Source organism: Actinosynnema sp. NPDC004786 (assembly GCF_053601135.1).
The window spans coordinates 128012-143989 of the sequence record NZ_JBSGBG010000014.1 but is presented as its reverse complement, the minus strand read 5'-3'; the positions used below and the strand labels follow the sequence as shown (position 1 = coordinate 143989).

The 15978-nt window shown below is 72.6% G+C and carries 15 protein-coding genes, 1 pseudogene and 1 riboswitch; of the genes and pseudogenes, 5 read left to right on the top strand and 11 right to left on the bottom strand.

All coding sequences use genetic code 11. The features are described 5' to 3' along the window. Window positions 1–96: 96 nt before the first annotated feature. The 4 genes from ACWEFJ_RS15430 to ACWEFJ_RS15415 form a co-directional block, all read right to left on the bottom strand. Window positions 97–1029 carry an RluA family pseudouridine synthase gene (locus ACWEFJ_RS15430; RefSeq protein WP_449714087.1) on the bottom strand — a complete coding sequence of 311 codons (933 nt, stop codon included), beginning with the start codon at window positions 1027–1029 and terminating at the stop codon, window positions 97–99. Then, a complete protein-coding gene (gene lspA, locus ACWEFJ_RS15425) occupies window positions 1026–1610 on the bottom strand; it encodes a signal peptidase II (RefSeq protein WP_378085068.1) in 585 nt (194 codons plus the stop codon). Before lspA ends, ACWEFJ_RS15430 begins: the two co-directional genes overlap by 4 nt. Window positions 1611–1633: 23 nt before the next feature. Beyond that, a complete protein-coding gene (locus ACWEFJ_RS15420; RefSeq protein WP_449714086.1) occupies window positions 1634–2968 on the bottom strand; it encodes an aminotransferase class V-fold PLP-dependent enzyme in 1335 nt (444 codons plus the stop codon). Between the two features lie 39 nt (window positions 2969–3007). After that, window positions 3008–3122: riboswitch (SAM riboswitch) on the bottom strand. A gap of 67 nt (window positions 3123–3189) precedes the next feature. After that, window positions 3190–4671 carry a potassium/proton antiporter gene (locus ACWEFJ_RS15415; RefSeq protein WP_378085064.1) on the bottom strand — a complete coding sequence of 494 codons (1482 nt, stop codon included), beginning with the start codon at window positions 4669–4671 and terminating at the stop codon, window positions 3190–3192. A 208-nt stretch (window positions 4672–4879) separates the two neighbouring features. Between ACWEFJ_RS15415 and ACWEFJ_RS15410 the strand changes: the two genes are divergently transcribed. Further along, entirely contained in the window at window positions 4880–5830 is a 951-nt protein-coding gene (locus ACWEFJ_RS15410; protein WP_378085062.1) for a M28 family metallopeptidase, read from the top strand. Here the strand turns inward: ACWEFJ_RS15410 and ACWEFJ_RS15405 are convergent. Both ACWEFJ_RS15405 and ACWEFJ_RS15400 read right to left on the bottom strand, forming a co-directional pair. Further along, a complete protein-coding gene (locus ACWEFJ_RS15405; protein ID WP_378085060.1) occupies window positions 5827–6108 on the bottom strand; it encodes a DUF167 domain-containing protein in 282 nt (93 codons plus the stop codon). The genes ACWEFJ_RS15410 and ACWEFJ_RS15405 overlap by 4 nt on opposite strands. Continuing rightward, window positions 6101–6649, bottom strand: a complete 549-nt coding sequence (locus tag ACWEFJ_RS15400) for a TetR/AcrR family transcriptional regulator (protein WP_378085058.1) — start codon at window positions 6647–6649, stop codon at window positions 6101–6103. The genes ACWEFJ_RS15405 and ACWEFJ_RS15400 overlap by 8 nt, the downstream gene beginning before the upstream one ends. Before the next feature lie 58 nt (window positions 6650–6707). Between ACWEFJ_RS15400 and ACWEFJ_RS15395 the strand changes: the two genes are divergently transcribed. The 4 genes and pseudogenes from ACWEFJ_RS15395 to ACWEFJ_RS15380 form a co-directional block, all read left to right on the top strand. After that, window positions 6708–7172 (top strand): SRPBCC family protein, encoded by a 465-nt coding sequence (locus tag ACWEFJ_RS15395; protein WP_449714085.1) that lies wholly within the window; start codon window positions 6708–6710, stop codon window positions 7170–7172. 68 nt (window positions 7173–7240) lie between these two features. Beyond that, entirely contained in the window at window positions 7241–7801 is a 561-nt protein-coding gene (locus tag ACWEFJ_RS15390) for an RNA polymerase sigma factor (RefSeq protein WP_378085054.1), read from the top strand. A 98-nt stretch (window positions 7802–7899) separates the two neighbouring features. Beyond that, entirely contained in the window at window positions 7900–8466 is a 567-nt protein-coding gene (locus ACWEFJ_RS15385; RefSeq protein ID WP_378085086.1) for an RNA polymerase sigma factor, read from the top strand. 490 nt (window positions 8467–8956) lie between these two features. After that, a pseudogene (locus tag ACWEFJ_RS15380) lies at window positions 8957–10015 on the top strand (transposase family protein); the annotation flags it as partial. Between the two features lie 121 nt (window positions 10016–10136). Here ACWEFJ_RS15380 and ileS read toward each other — a convergent pair. The 5 genes from ileS to ACWEFJ_RS15355 all read right to left on the bottom strand — a co-directional run bounded on the left by ileS (window position 10137) and on the right by ACWEFJ_RS15355 (window position 15938). Further along, window positions 10137–13244 carry an isoleucine--tRNA ligase gene (gene ileS, locus ACWEFJ_RS15375; RefSeq protein ID WP_449714084.1) on the bottom strand — a complete coding sequence of 1036 codons (3108 nt, stop codon included), beginning with the start codon at window positions 13242–13244 and terminating at the stop codon, window positions 10137–10139. A gap of 285 nt (window positions 13245–13529) precedes the next feature. After that, the gene (locus ACWEFJ_RS15370) at window positions 13530–14126 is read right to left on the bottom strand and encodes a hypothetical protein (protein WP_449714083.1); all 597 of its coding nucleotides are present in this window, start codon (window positions 14124–14126) and stop codon (window positions 13530–13532) included. Between the two features lie 28 nt (window positions 14127–14154). After that, window positions 14155–14970, bottom strand: coding sequence for a DivIVA-like cell division protein Wag31 (gene wag31 / locus ACWEFJ_RS15365; RefSeq protein ID WP_378085048.1), 816 nt, complete (start codon window positions 14968–14970; stop codon window positions 14155–14157). Between the two features lie 45 nt (window positions 14971–15015). After that, window positions 15016–15300, bottom strand: a complete 285-nt coding sequence (locus tag ACWEFJ_RS15360; RefSeq protein ID WP_233812844.1) for a YggT family protein — start codon at window positions 15298–15300, stop codon at window positions 15016–15018. Window positions 15301–15320: 20 nt separating this feature from the next. Next, on the bottom strand, window positions 15321–15938 hold the full coding sequence (locus ACWEFJ_RS15355; RefSeq protein ID WP_378085046.1) for a cell division protein SepF: 618 nt from the start codon (window positions 15936–15938) through the stop codon (window positions 15321–15323). Window positions 15939–15978 lie beyond the last annotated feature (40 nt).

The following is a 15978-nucleotide window of genomic DNA, read 5'->3' as shown; positions in this document are numbered from 1 at the left end:
ACGTCGTCCGGCAAAAGCTTCGCAAGCCAAACGATCCCGTGGAAAGCGATATGTCCTACGTCACGTGCGAGGCGAAAGTGTTGCGCCCCAACGGGGTCAGTACCCCTCCGCGCGCAGCAGCTCCAGCGCGTTCGCGAGGTCGGCGGGGTACTCGCTGGTGAACGACACCCACTGGCCGTCGGCCGGGTGGTGGAAGCCGAGCGTCCGGGCGTGCAGCCACTGCCGCGTCACACCGAGGCGCTTGGCCAGCACCGGGTCCGCGCCGTAGGTGAGGTCGCCGACGCACGGGTGCCGCAGCGCCGAGAAGTGCACCCGGATCTGGTGCGTCCGGCCGGTCTCCAGGTGCACGTCGAGCAGCGACGCGGCGCGGAACGCCTCCACCACCTCGTAGTGCGTCACGCTGGGCTTGCCGTTGGCCATCACGGCGAACTTGTAGTCGTGCTTCGGGTGCCGGTCGATCGGGGCGTCGATGGTGCCCTTGATCGGGTCGGGGTGGCCCTGCACGAGCGCGTGGTAGAGCTTCTCGACCGTGCGCTCCTTGAACGCGTACTTCAACGCCGAGTAGGCGCTCTCGCTCTTGGCCACGACCATCACGCCGGTCGTGCCGACGTCCAGCCGGTGCACGACGCCCTGCCGCTCGGCCGCGCCGGACGTGGCGATCCTGATCCCGGCCGCCGCCAGGCCGCCCACCACGGTGGGGCCGGTCCAGCCGGGGCTGGGGTGCACGGCCACGCCGACCGGCTTGTCGACCACGATCACGTCGTCGTCCTCGTGCAGGATCTCCAGGCCCTCGACGGGCACGGCCTGCACCTGCACCGGGCGTTCCGGCTCGGGCAGGGTGACCTCCAGCACGGAGCCCGCCACCAGCCGGTCGGACTTGCCCGCGGGCTGCCCGTCGAGCACGACGTCACCCGATTCGGTCAACGCGGCGACGGCGGTGCGGGACAGGCCGAGCAGCTTGGCCAGCCCGGCGTCGACCCGCATCCCGTCCAGGCCGTCCGGCACGGGCAGCGTGCGGTAGCCGCTCATGCGCCGGCCTTCTTGGGGTCGGCCTTCTTCTCCACGCGGGTGCCGTCGTAGTCGCGCTGCAACAACGCCATCAGCACGATCACGCCGCCGCCCACGCAGATGGCCGAGTCGGCCAGGTTGAACACCGGGAAGAAGTTGCCCCACGGGTCGAGCACGGAGATGAAGTCGACCACCCCGCCGCGCAGCGGGCCGGGGGCGCGGAAGATCCGGTCGACCAGGTTGCCCATCGCGCCGCCCAGCACCAGGCCGAGGCCGATGGCCCAGCCGACCGACCGCAGCCGGCGCGCGATCCACAGGATGAACACGACCACGCTGGACGCGATCAGCGCGAGGATCACCGTCCAGCCCTCGGCCAGGCCGAACGCCGCGCCGGTGTTGCGGATCAGCGGCAGGTAGAGCAGGCCGCCGAACAGCTCGATCGGCTCGCGCCCCTCCAGGTTCTCCACCGCGATGACCTTGGTGACCAGGTCGAGCGCCAACACCAGCGGCGCGATGACGGCCAGCAGCAGGACCCGCCGCTTCGGCAACGGGGCGTCCGGCTGGTCCGGCGTGTCCGGCTCGGTGTGGGGATCGGTGCTCACCGGGCCATTGTCCAGCATCGGAGTCAGCGCAGGAACGGCGGGAGCGCGCGCTGGTCGTCCAGCGGGGTCCAGCGGCCGTCCCGCTGCTCGTACTCCCACCGCGAACCCTCGGTGACGAGCCTGCGCAGCGCGGCGATGAAGCGGTCCACGTGCTCCTCGGTGGTGCCCAGCCCGATGGACGCGCGCAGCGCCCGCTCGCCCCCGGTGAGGCGGTGCACCGCCACGTGGGCGCAGAACGCGCCGTCGCGCACGCCGATGCCGTGCTCGGCGGACAGGGCCGCGGCCAGGTAGCCGGCGTCGTGGCCGCCCACGGTGAAGCTCACCACGCCCACCCGGTCGTGGTCGGGGCCGAACAACGCCAGCTCGCGCACGCCGGGCACGGTCCGCAGCCCTTCGCGGAGCCTGGCCAGCAGCACGCGCTCGTGCGCGGTGGTCCGCTCCCAGTGCCGGCCCAGCACGTCGCAGGCGACGGCCAGGGCGTGCACACCCACCACGTTCGGCGTGCCCGCCTCGTGCCGCTCGGGCACCGCCGACCAGGCCACGCCCAGCCGGTCCCCGTGGTCGGTGACGCGGGCCGTCGCGCCGCCGCCGACCAGGTAGGGCTCGGCGGCCTGCAACCAGTCGGACCGGCCGACCAGCGCGCCCGCGCCGAACGGCGCGTAGACCTTGTGCCCGGACAGCACGGTGTAGTCCACGTCGAGCGCCCGCACGTCCACCGGCCGGTGCGGCGCGAGCTGGGCGGCGTCGAGGGCGATCCGGGCGCCGTGCCGGCGGGCGACCCGGGCCAGCTCGGCGACCGGCCACACCTCGCCGGTCACGTTGGACGCGCCGGCCACCACGACCAGCCGGGGGCCGACGGGGGCCTCGCGCAGCGCCCGGTCCAGGTCCAGGGTCGCCTGGGCGGGCGAGGCGGGGGCGCGCAGGCGGCGCACGTGCGGACCGCGCCACGGCAGCAGCGCGGCGTGGTGCTCGGTGTCGAACAGGATCACGGCCGTGTGCCGGGGCAGGCTCCTGGCCAGGAGGTTCAACGCGTCGGTGGTGTTGCGGGCGAACACCACGGCGTCGGTGTCGCGGGCGTTGAGGAACCGCCGGACGGACGCGCGGGCCTGCTCGTAGACCTTGGTGCTGACCTGCGAGGCGAAGCCCGCGCCCCGGTGCACGCTCGCGTACCAGGGCAGCACCTCGTCCACCGCGTCGCGCACCTGCTCCAGGCACGGCGCGCTGGCCGCGTGGTCGAGGTTGGCGTACTCGACGCGCTCGCCGGTGACCAGCGGCACGCGCAGCGACGCGCCCACCACCCGCGGCAGCGCCGCCTGCTCGGGGCCGGCAACCGTGGTGCGGGGAACTGCGATCGTCATGACGCCCTCCGGAGGGTCCGGGACCCCGTCACCAGAGGGAGCCCGCGCTTGCCGGACGCCCTGCGCGCCAGGCCAGGTCCTCACCAGGGGCACCCCACCGCGGTTGGAGGGTTGCCGGCCAGCGAGCCTGGGCTTCGCGCTGGCACTCATGACCTTCGCCCCGACGCTAACGCAGCCCGCTCGCTCCCGTCGAGCGGCGTTCACATCCTGGGAGCGGAACGTCAGGGCAGGCCGACGTCGCCCTTCCAGCGGGCGTACCGGCCCGCCCGGTCGACGGCCCGGATGCGCTGCTCGGTCGCCGTGCGCATGGCCTCCGTGCACACCACGAGCAGTTGGTCGTGCTCCTGGAGCCGGGTCGTCGGCTGCGGCGTGAAGCCCTGCTCGTCGCGCACGACCAGGCTCACCGAGGACCCCGGCGGCAACCTCAGCTCGGACAGGTAGACGCCGTGCAGCTTGGAGCCGGGCTGGATGCGGACCTGGAGCAGCTCCGCGCCCAGCGCGTCCAGCGCCGACGAGTCCACCTGCACCTCGTGCGCCTCGCCGGACTTGACCAGCCGCAGCCACTTGGCGAGCCACGGCAGGGTGGTGCCCTGGACCACGGTCAGCACGACGACCAGCACGAACACCGCGTCGACCAGCCGCTGCGCGCCCGGCACCTGGCCGATCAGCGGGATGAGGGCGAACACGATCGGCACGGCGCCGCGCAGCCCGGACCACGACACGAACACCTGTTCCCGCCAGGGCACCCGGAACGGCAGCGAGGCGAAGAACACCGACAGCGGCCGGGCCAGCAGCACCAGCACCGCGCCCGCGACGAGCGCGGGCACCAGCGCGTCGAGCAGCCGGTCGGGCGAGGCGTACAGGCCGAGCAGCACGAACAGCCCGATCTGCGCGACCCAGCCCAGCCCCTCGGCGAACGACAGGGTGTCCGACCGGTGCGGCAGCCGCGCGTTGCCGAGCACCAGCGCGGCGGTGTAGACGGCGAGGAAGCCGGACGCGTGGGCGAGGTCGCCGAAGGTGTAGGCGAGCAGGCAGACGGCGACCGTGGCCAGCGGGTACAGGCCCGTGGCGGGCAGCGCGGCCCGGCGCAGCGCGACGCCGCCGACCCAGCCGAGCGCGATGCCGATCAGCCCGCCGGCGACCAGCTCGTAGACCATCAGCAGCGGCGCGGTCCAGGTGATCGGGTCGGGCGAGGCGAGCAGCACGACGGCGATGTAGACCGGGGCGTCGTTGATGCCGGACTCCAGCTCCAGCGCGCCGATGAGCCGCTTGCCGACCCCGACCCCGCGCAGCACGCTGAACACCGCCGCGGCGTCGGTGGACGACAGCACCGCGCCCCACAGCAGCGCCGTGCGCCAGTCCATGTCCAGCAGGAAGTGCAGCGCGAACCCGGTGACCGCGATGCTCACGCCGACGGCCACCGTGGACAGCGTGATGCCCAGGCCCAGCGCCGGTCTCACGGCGTTCCACCGGGTGGTGAGGCCGCCCTCGGTGAGGATCAGCACGAGCGCGACCGTGCCCAGCGACCGGGTGAGGTCCGCGTCCTCGAACTGGATGCCCAGGACCGCCTCGCCGAGCAGCACGCCGATGCCGAGGTAGAGCAGGAGCGACGGCAGACCGAGCCGGATCGAGACCCGCACCGCGATGACCGAGATGAGCAGAACCGCGGCGGCGATGCCCAGGTAGCCCGTCACACCGCCCACTCGACCTCCACGCGTCGTCCACCCTCGTCACTCGACGGGGTCATTCTCCCTGGTCCCCCCGATATGGACTAATCCGGCACCGCGACGCAGCGTCACCAGTCGAACGCCCCTAGCGCGACGCCCGCCGAACCGGGCACGGTGAAGATCGGGTCCGCCGCCCCGGTCACCTCCCTACCGTCCCCGAGACACCTTCCCTGCGGGAGTCACCGTGAAGTTGCGCACGATCTCCATCGCGCTGGTCACCACCGGCGCGCTCCTGGGCTCGGGCCTCGGCTCGGCCACCGCCGCGCCACCGCCGTCCGCCCTGGCCGGGCCGAACATCCCGGTCTCCGCCGTCCAGGCCGACCTCGCCCAGCTCCAGAGCATCGCCACCGCCAACGGCGGCAACCGGGCGCACGGCCGGCCCGGCTACCTCGCCTCGGTGAACTGGGTGAAGTCCAAGCTCGACGCCGCCGGCTTCACCACCCGGGTGCAGTCGTTCACCAGCAGCGGCGCCACCGGCTACAACCTCATCGCCGACTGGCCCGGCGGCGACCTGAACAACGTGGTCATGGTCGGCGGGCACCTCGACAGCGTGACGGCCGGTCCGGGCATCAACGACAACGGCACCGGCTCGGCCGGGCTGCTGGAGGTCGCGCTGGCCGTGCGGTCGAGCGGTTTCCAGCCCACCAAGCACCTGCGGTTCGCCTGGTGGGGCGCGGAGGAGCTGGGCCTGGTCGGCTCGACGTACTACGTGAACTCGCTGTCCACCACGGACCGCTCGCGGATCGACGCGTACCTGAACTTCGACATGATCGGCTCGCCCAACCCCGGCTACTTCGTCTACAGCGCGTCCGGGCAGCCGTCCGGGTCGCTGGCCCTCCAGCAGACGTTGCAGGGTTACTTCACCTCGATCGGCGTGCAGACCGAGCTGACCAGCGTGGGCGGCCGGTCCGACCACGCGGCGTTCGCACGGGCCGGCATCCCCGTCGGCGGCACGTTCACCGGCGCGGAGGGCATCAAGACGTCCGCCCAGGCGCAGAAGTGGGGCGGCACGGCGGGCACCGCGTTCGACCGCTGCTACCACCGCTCGTGCGACACCACGGCCAACGTGAACGCGACCGCGCTGGACCGCAACACCGACGCCATCGCGCACGCGGTGTGGACGCTGGCGGCCTAGTCCCCCAGCAGCCGCGCCAGCACCTCGGCGGCGGCGGCCGGGGCAGGGTCCACCAGCACGACCTTGTCCCGGCCGCGCTCGCCCGCGACCACCGCGACGTCCTGCCGGCGCACGCCGAACGCCTTGGCCAGCGCCCGCCGCACGGCCTCGTTGGCCTTGCCCTCCACGGCCGGCGCGGCGACCGCGACGACCAGCGCGCCGTCGCCCCACCGGCCGCCGACGGCCTCGCGCTTCGCGCCGGGCTTGACCCGGACCGCGAACCGGAACGGGTCAGGCACGCGACACCACCGCCGCCAGCGTCTCCTCCAGCAGCGCCGGGCGCTCCCCGAGCACGTCCGGCGCGGCCGACAGCAACTGCGCCTGCCCGAGGTAGGCGGAGTAGGCGAGCACGGCCCGCCGGCGCGCCACGTCGGCGGGGAACCCCAGCTCCCCGAACAACGCCTCCAGGTAGCCGAGCCGGCGGTCCGTGACGCGCCGCAGCACCGGGGCCACCGCCGGGTCGTCCTTGGCGGCGAGCATGGCCAGTTCCACCGCGCTGTGCCGCGTGCGTTCCAGCACGGTCCCGAACAGCAGCCGCAGCCTCGCCGCCGGCTCCGCCACCGACTCGACCAGCTCGATCACGGCCTCGGTGTGCTCGCGCTCCCAGCGTTCGAGGGTGGCCTTGAGCAGGGCTTCGCGGTTGGGGAAGTGCCAGTAGGCGCTCCCCTTGGTCGCGCCGAGCCTGGCCGCGAGGGGTTCCACGGCGACCGCCGCGACGCCGCCCTCCGCCAGTGCCCGCAACGCCACCGCGGTCCAGTCGTCGCGCGTCCGCCGTGCCATGACTCCATACGCTACCGTACGGTGTCGGACCATACGGTCCCGTACGGAGGTGGTCGTGATGATCCGGAACGTGCACACCCGCCCGATCCCCGACAGCGCGGCGCTGGTCGACCGGCTGGTCGAGCTGTGGCCGTCCGACCGGTGGCCCGCGCTGGTGCTCGACCGCCCGCTGGGCGTGGGCGCGGACGGCGGGCACGGGTTCGTCCGCTACCGCTGCACCGCGCACGTGCCCGGCCGACGGGTCGAGTTCGCGTTCGACCCGACCATCGGCATGGTCGGCACCCATGTGCTGGAAGCGGTCCCGGGCGGGTTGCGGCACACTCTGACCGGTCGGCCGCGCGGCCTGATGCGCCTGGCCTGGCCGCTGGCCGTGCGGTGGTTGCACGACGCGCTCATCGAAGACCTGCTCGACAACGCGGCCCGCGCCGCCGGTCGGCCGCCCGCCCGGCCGGCCCGGTGGTCGGCGTGGGTCCGGCTGCTGCGCACGGCGGCGGCCAGGAGGGGTGACCGGCGACCCGCCTGACCGTCTTTCCTCCACAACCCCCGGTCTCGTCCGTCTTCCCGGTACCGGGACCAGAGGGGGGAGGGTTCGTGACGCCGGAGGATCCCGACGACCACGCGGCCACCTTCAGCGACTTCTACCACCGGGAGCGCACCAGGCTGTTCCGCTTCGCGGCGGTGATGTCCCCCCACCTGGACCACGAGTCCGCGGTGCAGGAGGCGTTCGTGACCGCGTGGCGCCACTGGCCGGTGATCGCCCCGAGGTCCAGACGTGCTTGGCTGGTGAGGACGATCCGCAACCTGCTGGTGGACCAGGCCCGCCGGCGGGAGCTGCCGGGGGACCTCACCGACGAGGTCGTCGCCCGGCAGCGCGGCACGTACCGCGTCCTGGTGCCCCGGCAGCGGGACGCCGAGACGTGGCACGAGCTGGTCAGCACGCTGGCCGCGGTCGCGAACCTGCCGGACCACCTGCGCACGGCGCTGGTGCTGCGGTTCTGGGACTTCGACGACGGCGAGATCGCCGACGTGCTGGGCTGCCGGCGGTCGTCGGTGCGGCGGTACGTGTCGCACGCGAGGGCGAAGGTCAGCGAGCAGGTCGGCAACACCGAACGCCGGGTGCGCGGCTCCCAGCGCGGGAAGGAGACGTCATGAGCGACGAGCTGGACCCCCGGCTGGACCACCTGCGCGCGGAGCTGGCCGAGGCCATCCCGGAGGACCCCGGCCGGGACGAGCTGGGCGTGGCGGCGATCATGGCGCAGGCGTCGCGGTACGAGCGGCAGGCCGCCCTGGTCGTGGCCGCGCAGGAGGGCTCGAAGGCCGCGCTGGACTCCCTGGTCGCCGAGCTGACCCCGCTGGTGTGGCACGTGGCCCGGGGCAACGGCCTGGACGAGACCACCGCCGAGGACGTCGTGCAGACGGTGTGGCTCAGCCTCCTGCGCCACCTGGAGCGGCTGACCGAGCCGCGCGCCGTGGCCGGCTGGCTGATCGTCGCCACCCGGCGCGAGGCGCAGCGGGCCTGGCGCGACCGCAACGGCCGCCCCGCCCTGTCCACCGACTCGGCCGTGGACATGCCCGACGACCGCTGGCTGCCGGAGCCGGAGGCGCTGCGCGACGACCGCGACCGCCGCCTCTGGCGCGCGTTCAACGCCCTGTCCCGCCGCTGCCAGGAACTGCTCCGCCTGACCGTGCTGGCGGGTCGGGCGGAGTACCGGGCCGTGGCCGAGGCCCTGGCCATGCCGCGCGGCTCCATCGGCCCGACCCGGGGCCGGTGCCTGACCCAGCTGCGGAACAGCCTGGAGCGCGACGACGTGCTGTGACGGTCCGGTCGGCTCGGCCGACCCCCGCGGCACCAGCTCGACGGGGAACGCGCGGTCCACCCGCACCGAGTCCGGCGGGAACAGGGACACATCCATGCCGACGCGGGCGGCGACCGCCTCCCGCACGGCGTCGGGCCTCGCAGTGCCGGAACAGCGTCACCGCGCGGTCGCGCACGACCGCCAGGTGCTGATCAGCCCTTGGAGACGGACCTCGCCCCGGACGACGACCCGCGAGCCGCGCGTCCACCGACCCCGGCTCCCCGCGCAGCGGGTCGACGAGTTGTCCACAGGTCAGCGCCGAGCGGCTGACTTCGTCCTCCCCCGCCGGCAGGATAAAAGCAGGGGTCCCCCGCCCGGGGCAGGGTTCCGGCAAAGTCGTTTGTGCTGTTCAGGGCCTGAATGCGGGGCGGGCACGGCGCTCTGGTCGATCATGTGATTGTCGAAGTCGCATGATCTGGGCAGTGCCGTGCCCGCGTTGTCATCCTGTCCGATGGCCGGTGTTGTCGATCGGCCGGCCTCGGTGCCGGTCGGGCAGGTCGCCGGCCTGCGGGTGTTCATGGAACGGGTGCCGGACCCGCGCGAGCGTCGGGGTGTGCGGCATTCGTTGACCTCGATTCTGTCGCTCGCGGCGGCTGCGGTGGTGGCGGGGGCGCGGTCGTTCACGGAGATCGGCGAGTGGGCCGCCGATGCGCCGCAACGATTGTTGGAACGGCTCGGGGTCCGCTTCGACATTGGTCCGGGACGGTTCGTCGCGCCGGGGGAGTCCACGGTGCGGGTGTCATCGCTGGTGGACGGCGACGTGCTGGACGCGGTGATCGGCGCTTGGCCGGCCTCGCGGACGCCCGAGGGGGACCCGGCCGATCCGCCGCGGGCGGTGGCGGTGGACGGCGAGTCGGTGGCCGGCACGTTCGGCCCGGCCGGCGGGTCGGGGGTGCATCTGATGGCCGCGTTCCGCCACGACACCGGGATGGCGGCCGGTCGGCGGCAGGTGCCCACCGGCGGCGAGTCGGCCGGGTTCGTCCCGCTGCCCGACACCGTCGACCCGACCGGTGTGGTGGTGACCGCCGACGCGCCGCACACCCAACGCGCCCACGCCCGCTACCCGCACGCACGCGGGGCGCACTGCGTGTTCACCGTCAGGACCGGATGGCCGAAGGTCTACACCCGGCTCGACTCCCTGCCCCGGGGACGACATGCCCGTGCCGGTGTTCGCCGAGCGCGGGCACGGCCGCACCGAACCGCGCACGATCCGGGTCGCCCCGCTCGGGGAGCACGGTTTCGGCGAGGTGGACTTCCCCCACGCCCGCACCGCGTTCCCGATCGAGCGCTACCGGACCTGCCGGACCACCGGCCGGCGCGGCGCCTGCACCGCGTCGGGGGTGAGCAGCCCGACCGGCCACGATGCCACCCCGCCCGCATCGCCGAACTCGTCAGAGGCCACTGGCGGATCGAGAACCGGCTGCACTGGGTCCGCGACGTCACCTACGACGAAGACGCCTCCCGCGTCCGCACCGGCAACGCACCCCGCGTCATGGCCAGCCTGCGCAACCTCGCCATCAACGCCCCACGCCTCGCAGGCCACACCAACATCGCCAAGGGGTTGCGGACCATGGCCCGCAACCCCCAACGACCACTCCAACTACTCGGATCCGGGCGACCGGGCGTGGTGCTCAGATCCGGGCGACCGCGACCCGGACCTTCTGCCCGTCGCCGACGACACCGTCCGACCCGTGGTCGACCTCGCCGTACTCGACGGACCCCGCCAGGGTCTCCTCCTGCACGAACGCCTCGAACCGGCGCACCGCGTCCGCCACCGCGTCGGGCAGCCGCAACGTCAACGCGATCCGGTCCGACACCTCCAGCCCGGCGTCCTTGCGCGCCTGCTGCACCACGCGCACCAGGTCGCGCGCGACGCCCTCGGCGGCCAGCTCCTCGGTCACCTCGGTGTCCAGCACGACCAGCCCGCCGCTGTCGGGCAGCGCCGCCGTCGCGCCCCGGTCCGTGGCGACCAGCCGCTGCTCGTACTCCTCCGGGAACAGCTCGATCCCGGCGGCCACGACCTTGCCGTCCACCTCCTGCCAGTCACCGGCCTTCACGGCCTTGATGACCTTCTGCACGTCCGGCCCCAGCCGGGGCCCGGCGGCGCGGGCGTTGACCGCGAGCTGGAAGTGGCCGTGCGCGTCCACGTCCGTGGTCAGCTCGACCTCCTTGACGTTCACCTCGTCCCGCAGGACCTCGGTGAACGGCTCCAGCTGCGCCACGTCCGCCGCCGCGATCACCAGCCTGGCCAGCGGCAGCCGCACCCGCAGCTTGTTCGACTTGCGCAGCGACAACGCCGTGGACGCCACCTGCCGCACCTGGTCCATCGCGGCCACCAGGGCGTCGTCCGCGGGCAGGTCCGCCGCCACCGGGTAGTCGGTCAGGTGCACCGACCGGCCGCCGGTCAGCCCCCGCCACACCGACTCCGCGGTCAGCGGCAGCAGCGGCGCGGCCACCCGGCTCACCACCTCCAGCACGGTGTGCAGCGTGTCGATCGCGTCCCGTTCGCCCGACCAGAACCGGTCGCGCGAACGCCGCACGTACCAGTTGGTCAGCACCTCCAGGAACTCCCGGATCGACGCGCACGCGCCCGAGATGTCGTAGGCGTCGAGCTGCGCGGTCACCCCGGCGACCAGGTCGTGCGTCTTCGCCAGCACGTACCGGTCCAGCACGTGCTGCGAGTCCGTCCGCCAGCGCCCCTCGACCCCCTCCGCGTTGGCGTACAGGGCCAGGAAGTACCAGGAGTTCCACAGCGGCAGCACGGCCTGGCGCACCGCGTCGCGGATGCCGCGCTCGGTCACCACCAGGTCGCCGCCCCGCAGGATCGGCGACGCCATCAGGAACCAGCGCATCGCGTCCGAGCCGTCCCGCCGGAACACCTCGTTGACGTCCGGGTAGTTCTTGCGCGACTTGGACATCTTCTGCCCGTCGTCGCCCAGCACGATCCCGTGCGCCACGCAGTTGCGGAACGCGGGCCGGTCGAACAACGCCGTGGCCAGCACGTGCATGGTGTAGAACCAGCCGCGCGTCTGGCCGTTGTACTCGACGATGAAGTCACCGGGGTAGTGGTCCTCGAACCACTCCGCGTTCTCGAACGGGTAGTGCACCTGCGCGAACGACATCGAGCCGGACTCGAACCAGCAGTCCAGCACCTCCGGCACCCGGCGCATGGTCGACTTCCCGGTCGGGTCGTCGGGGTTCGGCCGGGTCAGGGTGTCGATCACCGGCCGGTGCAGGTCGGTCGGGCGCACGCCGAAGTCGCGCTCCAGCTCGTCCAGCGAGCCGTACACGTCCACCCGCGGGTACTCCGGGTCGTCCGACACCCACACCGGGATCGGCGAGCCCCAGAACCGGTTGCGGGAGATGTTCCAGTCGCGGGCGTTCTCCAGCCACTTGCCGAACTGGCCGTCCCTGATGTGCTCGGGCACCCAGTTGATCTGCTGGTTCAGCTCGACCATGCGGTCCCGGAACTTCGTCACCGCGACGAACCACGACGACACCGCGCGCTGGATGAGCGCGTTGTCGCACCGCCAGCAGTGCGGGTACGGGTGGTCGTAGGTCTCGTGGCGCAGCAGCAGGCCCGCTTCCTTCAGGTCGCGGATGATCGCCTTGTTCGCCTCGAAGACCTGCAACCCCTCGTACGGCGGCACCTCGGAGGTGAACCGGCCGTGCGCGTCCACCGGCACGACGACCTCGATGCCCGCCGCGTCCGTGACGACCTTGTCCTCCTCACCGAAGGCGGGCGCGATGTGCACCATGCCCGTGCCGTCCTCGGTGGTGACGTAGTCGGCGGCCAGCACCTGGTGCGCGTTCTCCCGGCCGAGGAAGAAGCCGAACGGCGGGGTGTACTTGCGGCCCACCAGGTCGGAGCCCTTGCAACGGGCCACGACCGGCGGCTCCTCGCCCAGCTCGCGCGCGTACGCCGCGACGCGGGCCTCGGCGAGGAGGTAGCGCTCGCCGTTCGCCTCGACCGTGACGTAGTCCACGTCCGGGTGGACGGCGGCGGCCAGGTTCGACGGCAGCGTCCACGGGGTCGTGGTCCAGACGAGGGCCAGCTCGCCGGTCTCCAGGCGCAGGCCGACGGTCACCGCCGGGTCCTGCCGGTCCCGGTAGGTGTCGTCCATCTTGGTCTCGGTGTTGGACAGCGGCGTCTCGCAGCGCCAGCAGTACCAGAGCACCCGGAAGCCCTCGTAGACCAGACCCTTGTCCCACAGGGTCTTGAAGGCCCACATGACGCTTTCCATGTAGTCCAGGTCGAGGGTCTTGTAGTCGTTGTCGAAGTCCACCCAGCGGGCCTGCCGGGTCACGTAGTCGCGCCACTGGTCGGTGTACTGGAGCACCGACGTGCGGCAGACCTCGTTGAACTTCTCGATGCCGAACGCCTCGATCTCGCTCTTGGACGAGAACCCGAGCTGCTTCTCCGCCTCGACCTCGGCGGGCAGGCCGTGGGTGTCCCAGCCGAAGCGGCGCTCGACGTGCTTGCCGCGCATGGTCTGGTAGCGGGGGACGACGTCCTTCACGTACCCGGTGAGGAGGTGGCCGTAGTGCGGCAGGCCGTTGGCGAAGGGCGGGCCGTCGTAGAAGACGAACTCGTTCGCCCCGTTGTCACCGGCCGGGCGGGCCTCGATCGACGCCTGGAACGTCCCGTCGGACTTCCAGAAGTCGAGCACGCCCTCCTCGAGGGCGGGGAAGGACGGCTGGGAGGGAACGGACCCCTCGCCTGCCTTCGGGTAGGCCATCGTGCAGCTCCTCGCGTGCGTCCAACCGGCTCACGGGGACGACACGCCGGGCACGGCGCACCGCGGTACCACCCCGCTTGCCAGGGCGCGAAGGCTCTGGCCTCTCTTTTCGACGGCTGTGACGGGCCGCACCCGTCCGGTTCTACTGAGGTCCGCTGGACCCGTTCTTCCGGAGGCTCCCCGGTGATGGCCGGATCGACGCCGTGCTGCACCCAGGGTAGCCGAACCGCGCAAACCACTTCTCCGGGTTCACGCGCTGGAGGCTCGCCGCGGCTCGCCCGGTGCTCAGTCCTGGCCGGCGGCCCGCTCGCGGTCGGCCGTCGACCCCTGCTCGCCGGCGCGGTCCCGGTCGGCCGGATCCCGGTCGGCCGACGGGGTCGCGGCTCGTCGCGCGGCCGCGAGGCCGGCGTCCGGGCGGCACACCGCGCACGGCGTGAAGCCGAGCTGGCGCGCCTCGCTCACCGGCAGTCCCAGCGAGGGCCGTGCGGCCAGCCACGAGCACCCCGCGAGGTGGTAGCGCGGGCGTTCGTCCACCACCCGCACCTCGTCCGTGAGATCGCTCACGACCAACGCGTCGGCGGCGTCCGTGTCCTCCTCGCCCGGCTCCGGTTCTGCCTGATCAGGTGAACTTCGGGGGGCCTCGACCGCAGCGCCCCCGAGCGCCGCGGCGTGATCACCACCGCTAACCTGGTGATCAACGGCTGCGGTGCCGGCAGCCCTGGCGCCCGACCGGCGGCGGAGCCACCAGTCGAGCGCCAGGACCACGGCAGCGGCCCCGCTCGCGCCCACGGACAGCCAGGCCCAGTACGTCTGGGCGCTGGTGAGCGCGGGCACGAGCAACCCCAGGGCTGCCAGCACCAACAGCAGGACTATGGAGAGCACGTGCAGCAGACTAGATCAGCTGCGCCGGTCAGCCGGCCTCGGCGCGCGCCCCGAACGAGTACCCGCCCTGCTGACGTCCCTCGGACGGCGCCGCGGGGGCGCGGTCCTGGAGGTCGCGCAGCGAGGACTCCAGCATCGTCTTGAGCCGGGTGCGGTACTCGCGCTCGAAGGTCTGCAGCTTGTCGATCTGCTTCTCGAGCGTGTTCTTCTCCTGGGTGATGTTGCCCATCACCTCGGCGTGCTTGCGCTGCGCGTCGCGGTCGAGCGCGCTGGCCTTCTCGCGGGCCTGCCGCTCCAGCGTCTCGGCGCGGGTCCGCGCGTCGTTGAGCATGGTCTCGGCACGCGTGCGCGCCTCGTTGACCATCGTGTCGGCCTTGGCCCGCGCCTCCGACAGGAGCTGCTCGGACTTGGTCCGGGCCTCCGACAGCATGCCGTCGGCCTCGGCCTTGGCCTCGCCGGTCAGCCGGTCGGCCATCTCCTGGGCCAGGCCGAGCACCTTGGCGGCCTGCACGTGGTGGTCGCCACCACCGCCGGGCGAGGTCTGCTCCAGCGCCGAGGGGGGCGGCACCGGTGCGAGCCGGCGCGGCTCGTCCACGACGCGGCTGGGGCCGACGCCTGCGGCAACCTTCGCCCGAGCGTCCTCGAGGTCGGCACGCGCGGTCTCGACCTGCTGGTCGAGCTGCTCGACCTGCTGGCGCAGGTCGTTGTTCTCCTCGATCAGGCGGGCCAGCTCGCCCTCAACCAGGTCGAGGAACGCGTCCACCTCGTCCTCGTTGTAGCCCCGCTTGCCAATCGGCGGCTTGCTGAACGCGACGTTGTGCACGTCCGCGGGGGTCAACGGCATCAGATCACCTCACGCACTCCTGGGCTGTGGACATCCCTGGTCCCCTCACCTGGGATCGGCTACTCGCATCAGAATGATAACGACCAGCAACAGCACAATAATGGACAAGTCCAGACCGATGCCGCCGATCCGCACCGTCGGGATGAGCCGACGCAGCAGGCGGACCGGAGGATCGGTCACGGTGTAGACGGTCTCAAGCGCCACCGCGACACCGCCCGCAGGCCGCCATCCCCTGGCGAAACTACGGACAAGCTCCACGACGACACGCGCCGTGAGCAGCAGCCAGAACGAGAACAACACGTAGTAGACCACGAGCCAGAGGGCATCCACATGCTCAACTGTGCCACCAGTCAGCCCTGGTTGAGGAACCCGCCCTCCGCGAGCCGCCTCCGGTCCTCCGCCGTGACGTCGATGTTCGGCGGTGAGAGAAGGAACACCTTGTTGGTGACCTTGTCGATCGAGCCGCGCAGGGCGAAGGCCAACCCGGCCGCGAAGTCGACCAGCCGCTTGGCGTCCGCGTCATCCATGTCGGTGAGGTTCATGATCACCGGCGTGCCGTCGCGGTAGTGTTCGCCGATGGTCCGCGCCTCGTTGTAACTGCGCGGGTGCAGCGTGGTGATCCGGCCGAGCGGGTGGCTCGCCGGCTCCGGCACGGACCGCGGCCTGCTGACCGGCTCGCGCTGGGGCTCCACGGCCAGCGCGCCGTGCGTGTCCGCGCTCCACGGCCGGCGCGGACGGGCGCCGCGCTCCGGCTCGTAGTCGTCCGCCTCGTCCAGCTCGGCGCGGTAGCCGTTGAACGAGCGGCGACGGGGGCTGCGCTGCTCCGGGTACGGCTCGTAGTCGTCGGAGTCGGCGTACCCGGACCGGTAGTCCGCGTAGCGCCGGTCGTCCTCGTAGGCGGCCGGGTCGTCGGCGTACTCGGCGGGAACCATCCCGAAGTAGGCCTTCAGCTTGTGAAACCCGCTCATGCTCGAGCCCTTCCTCCGCCGAGATCCCTACCCGCAAGGA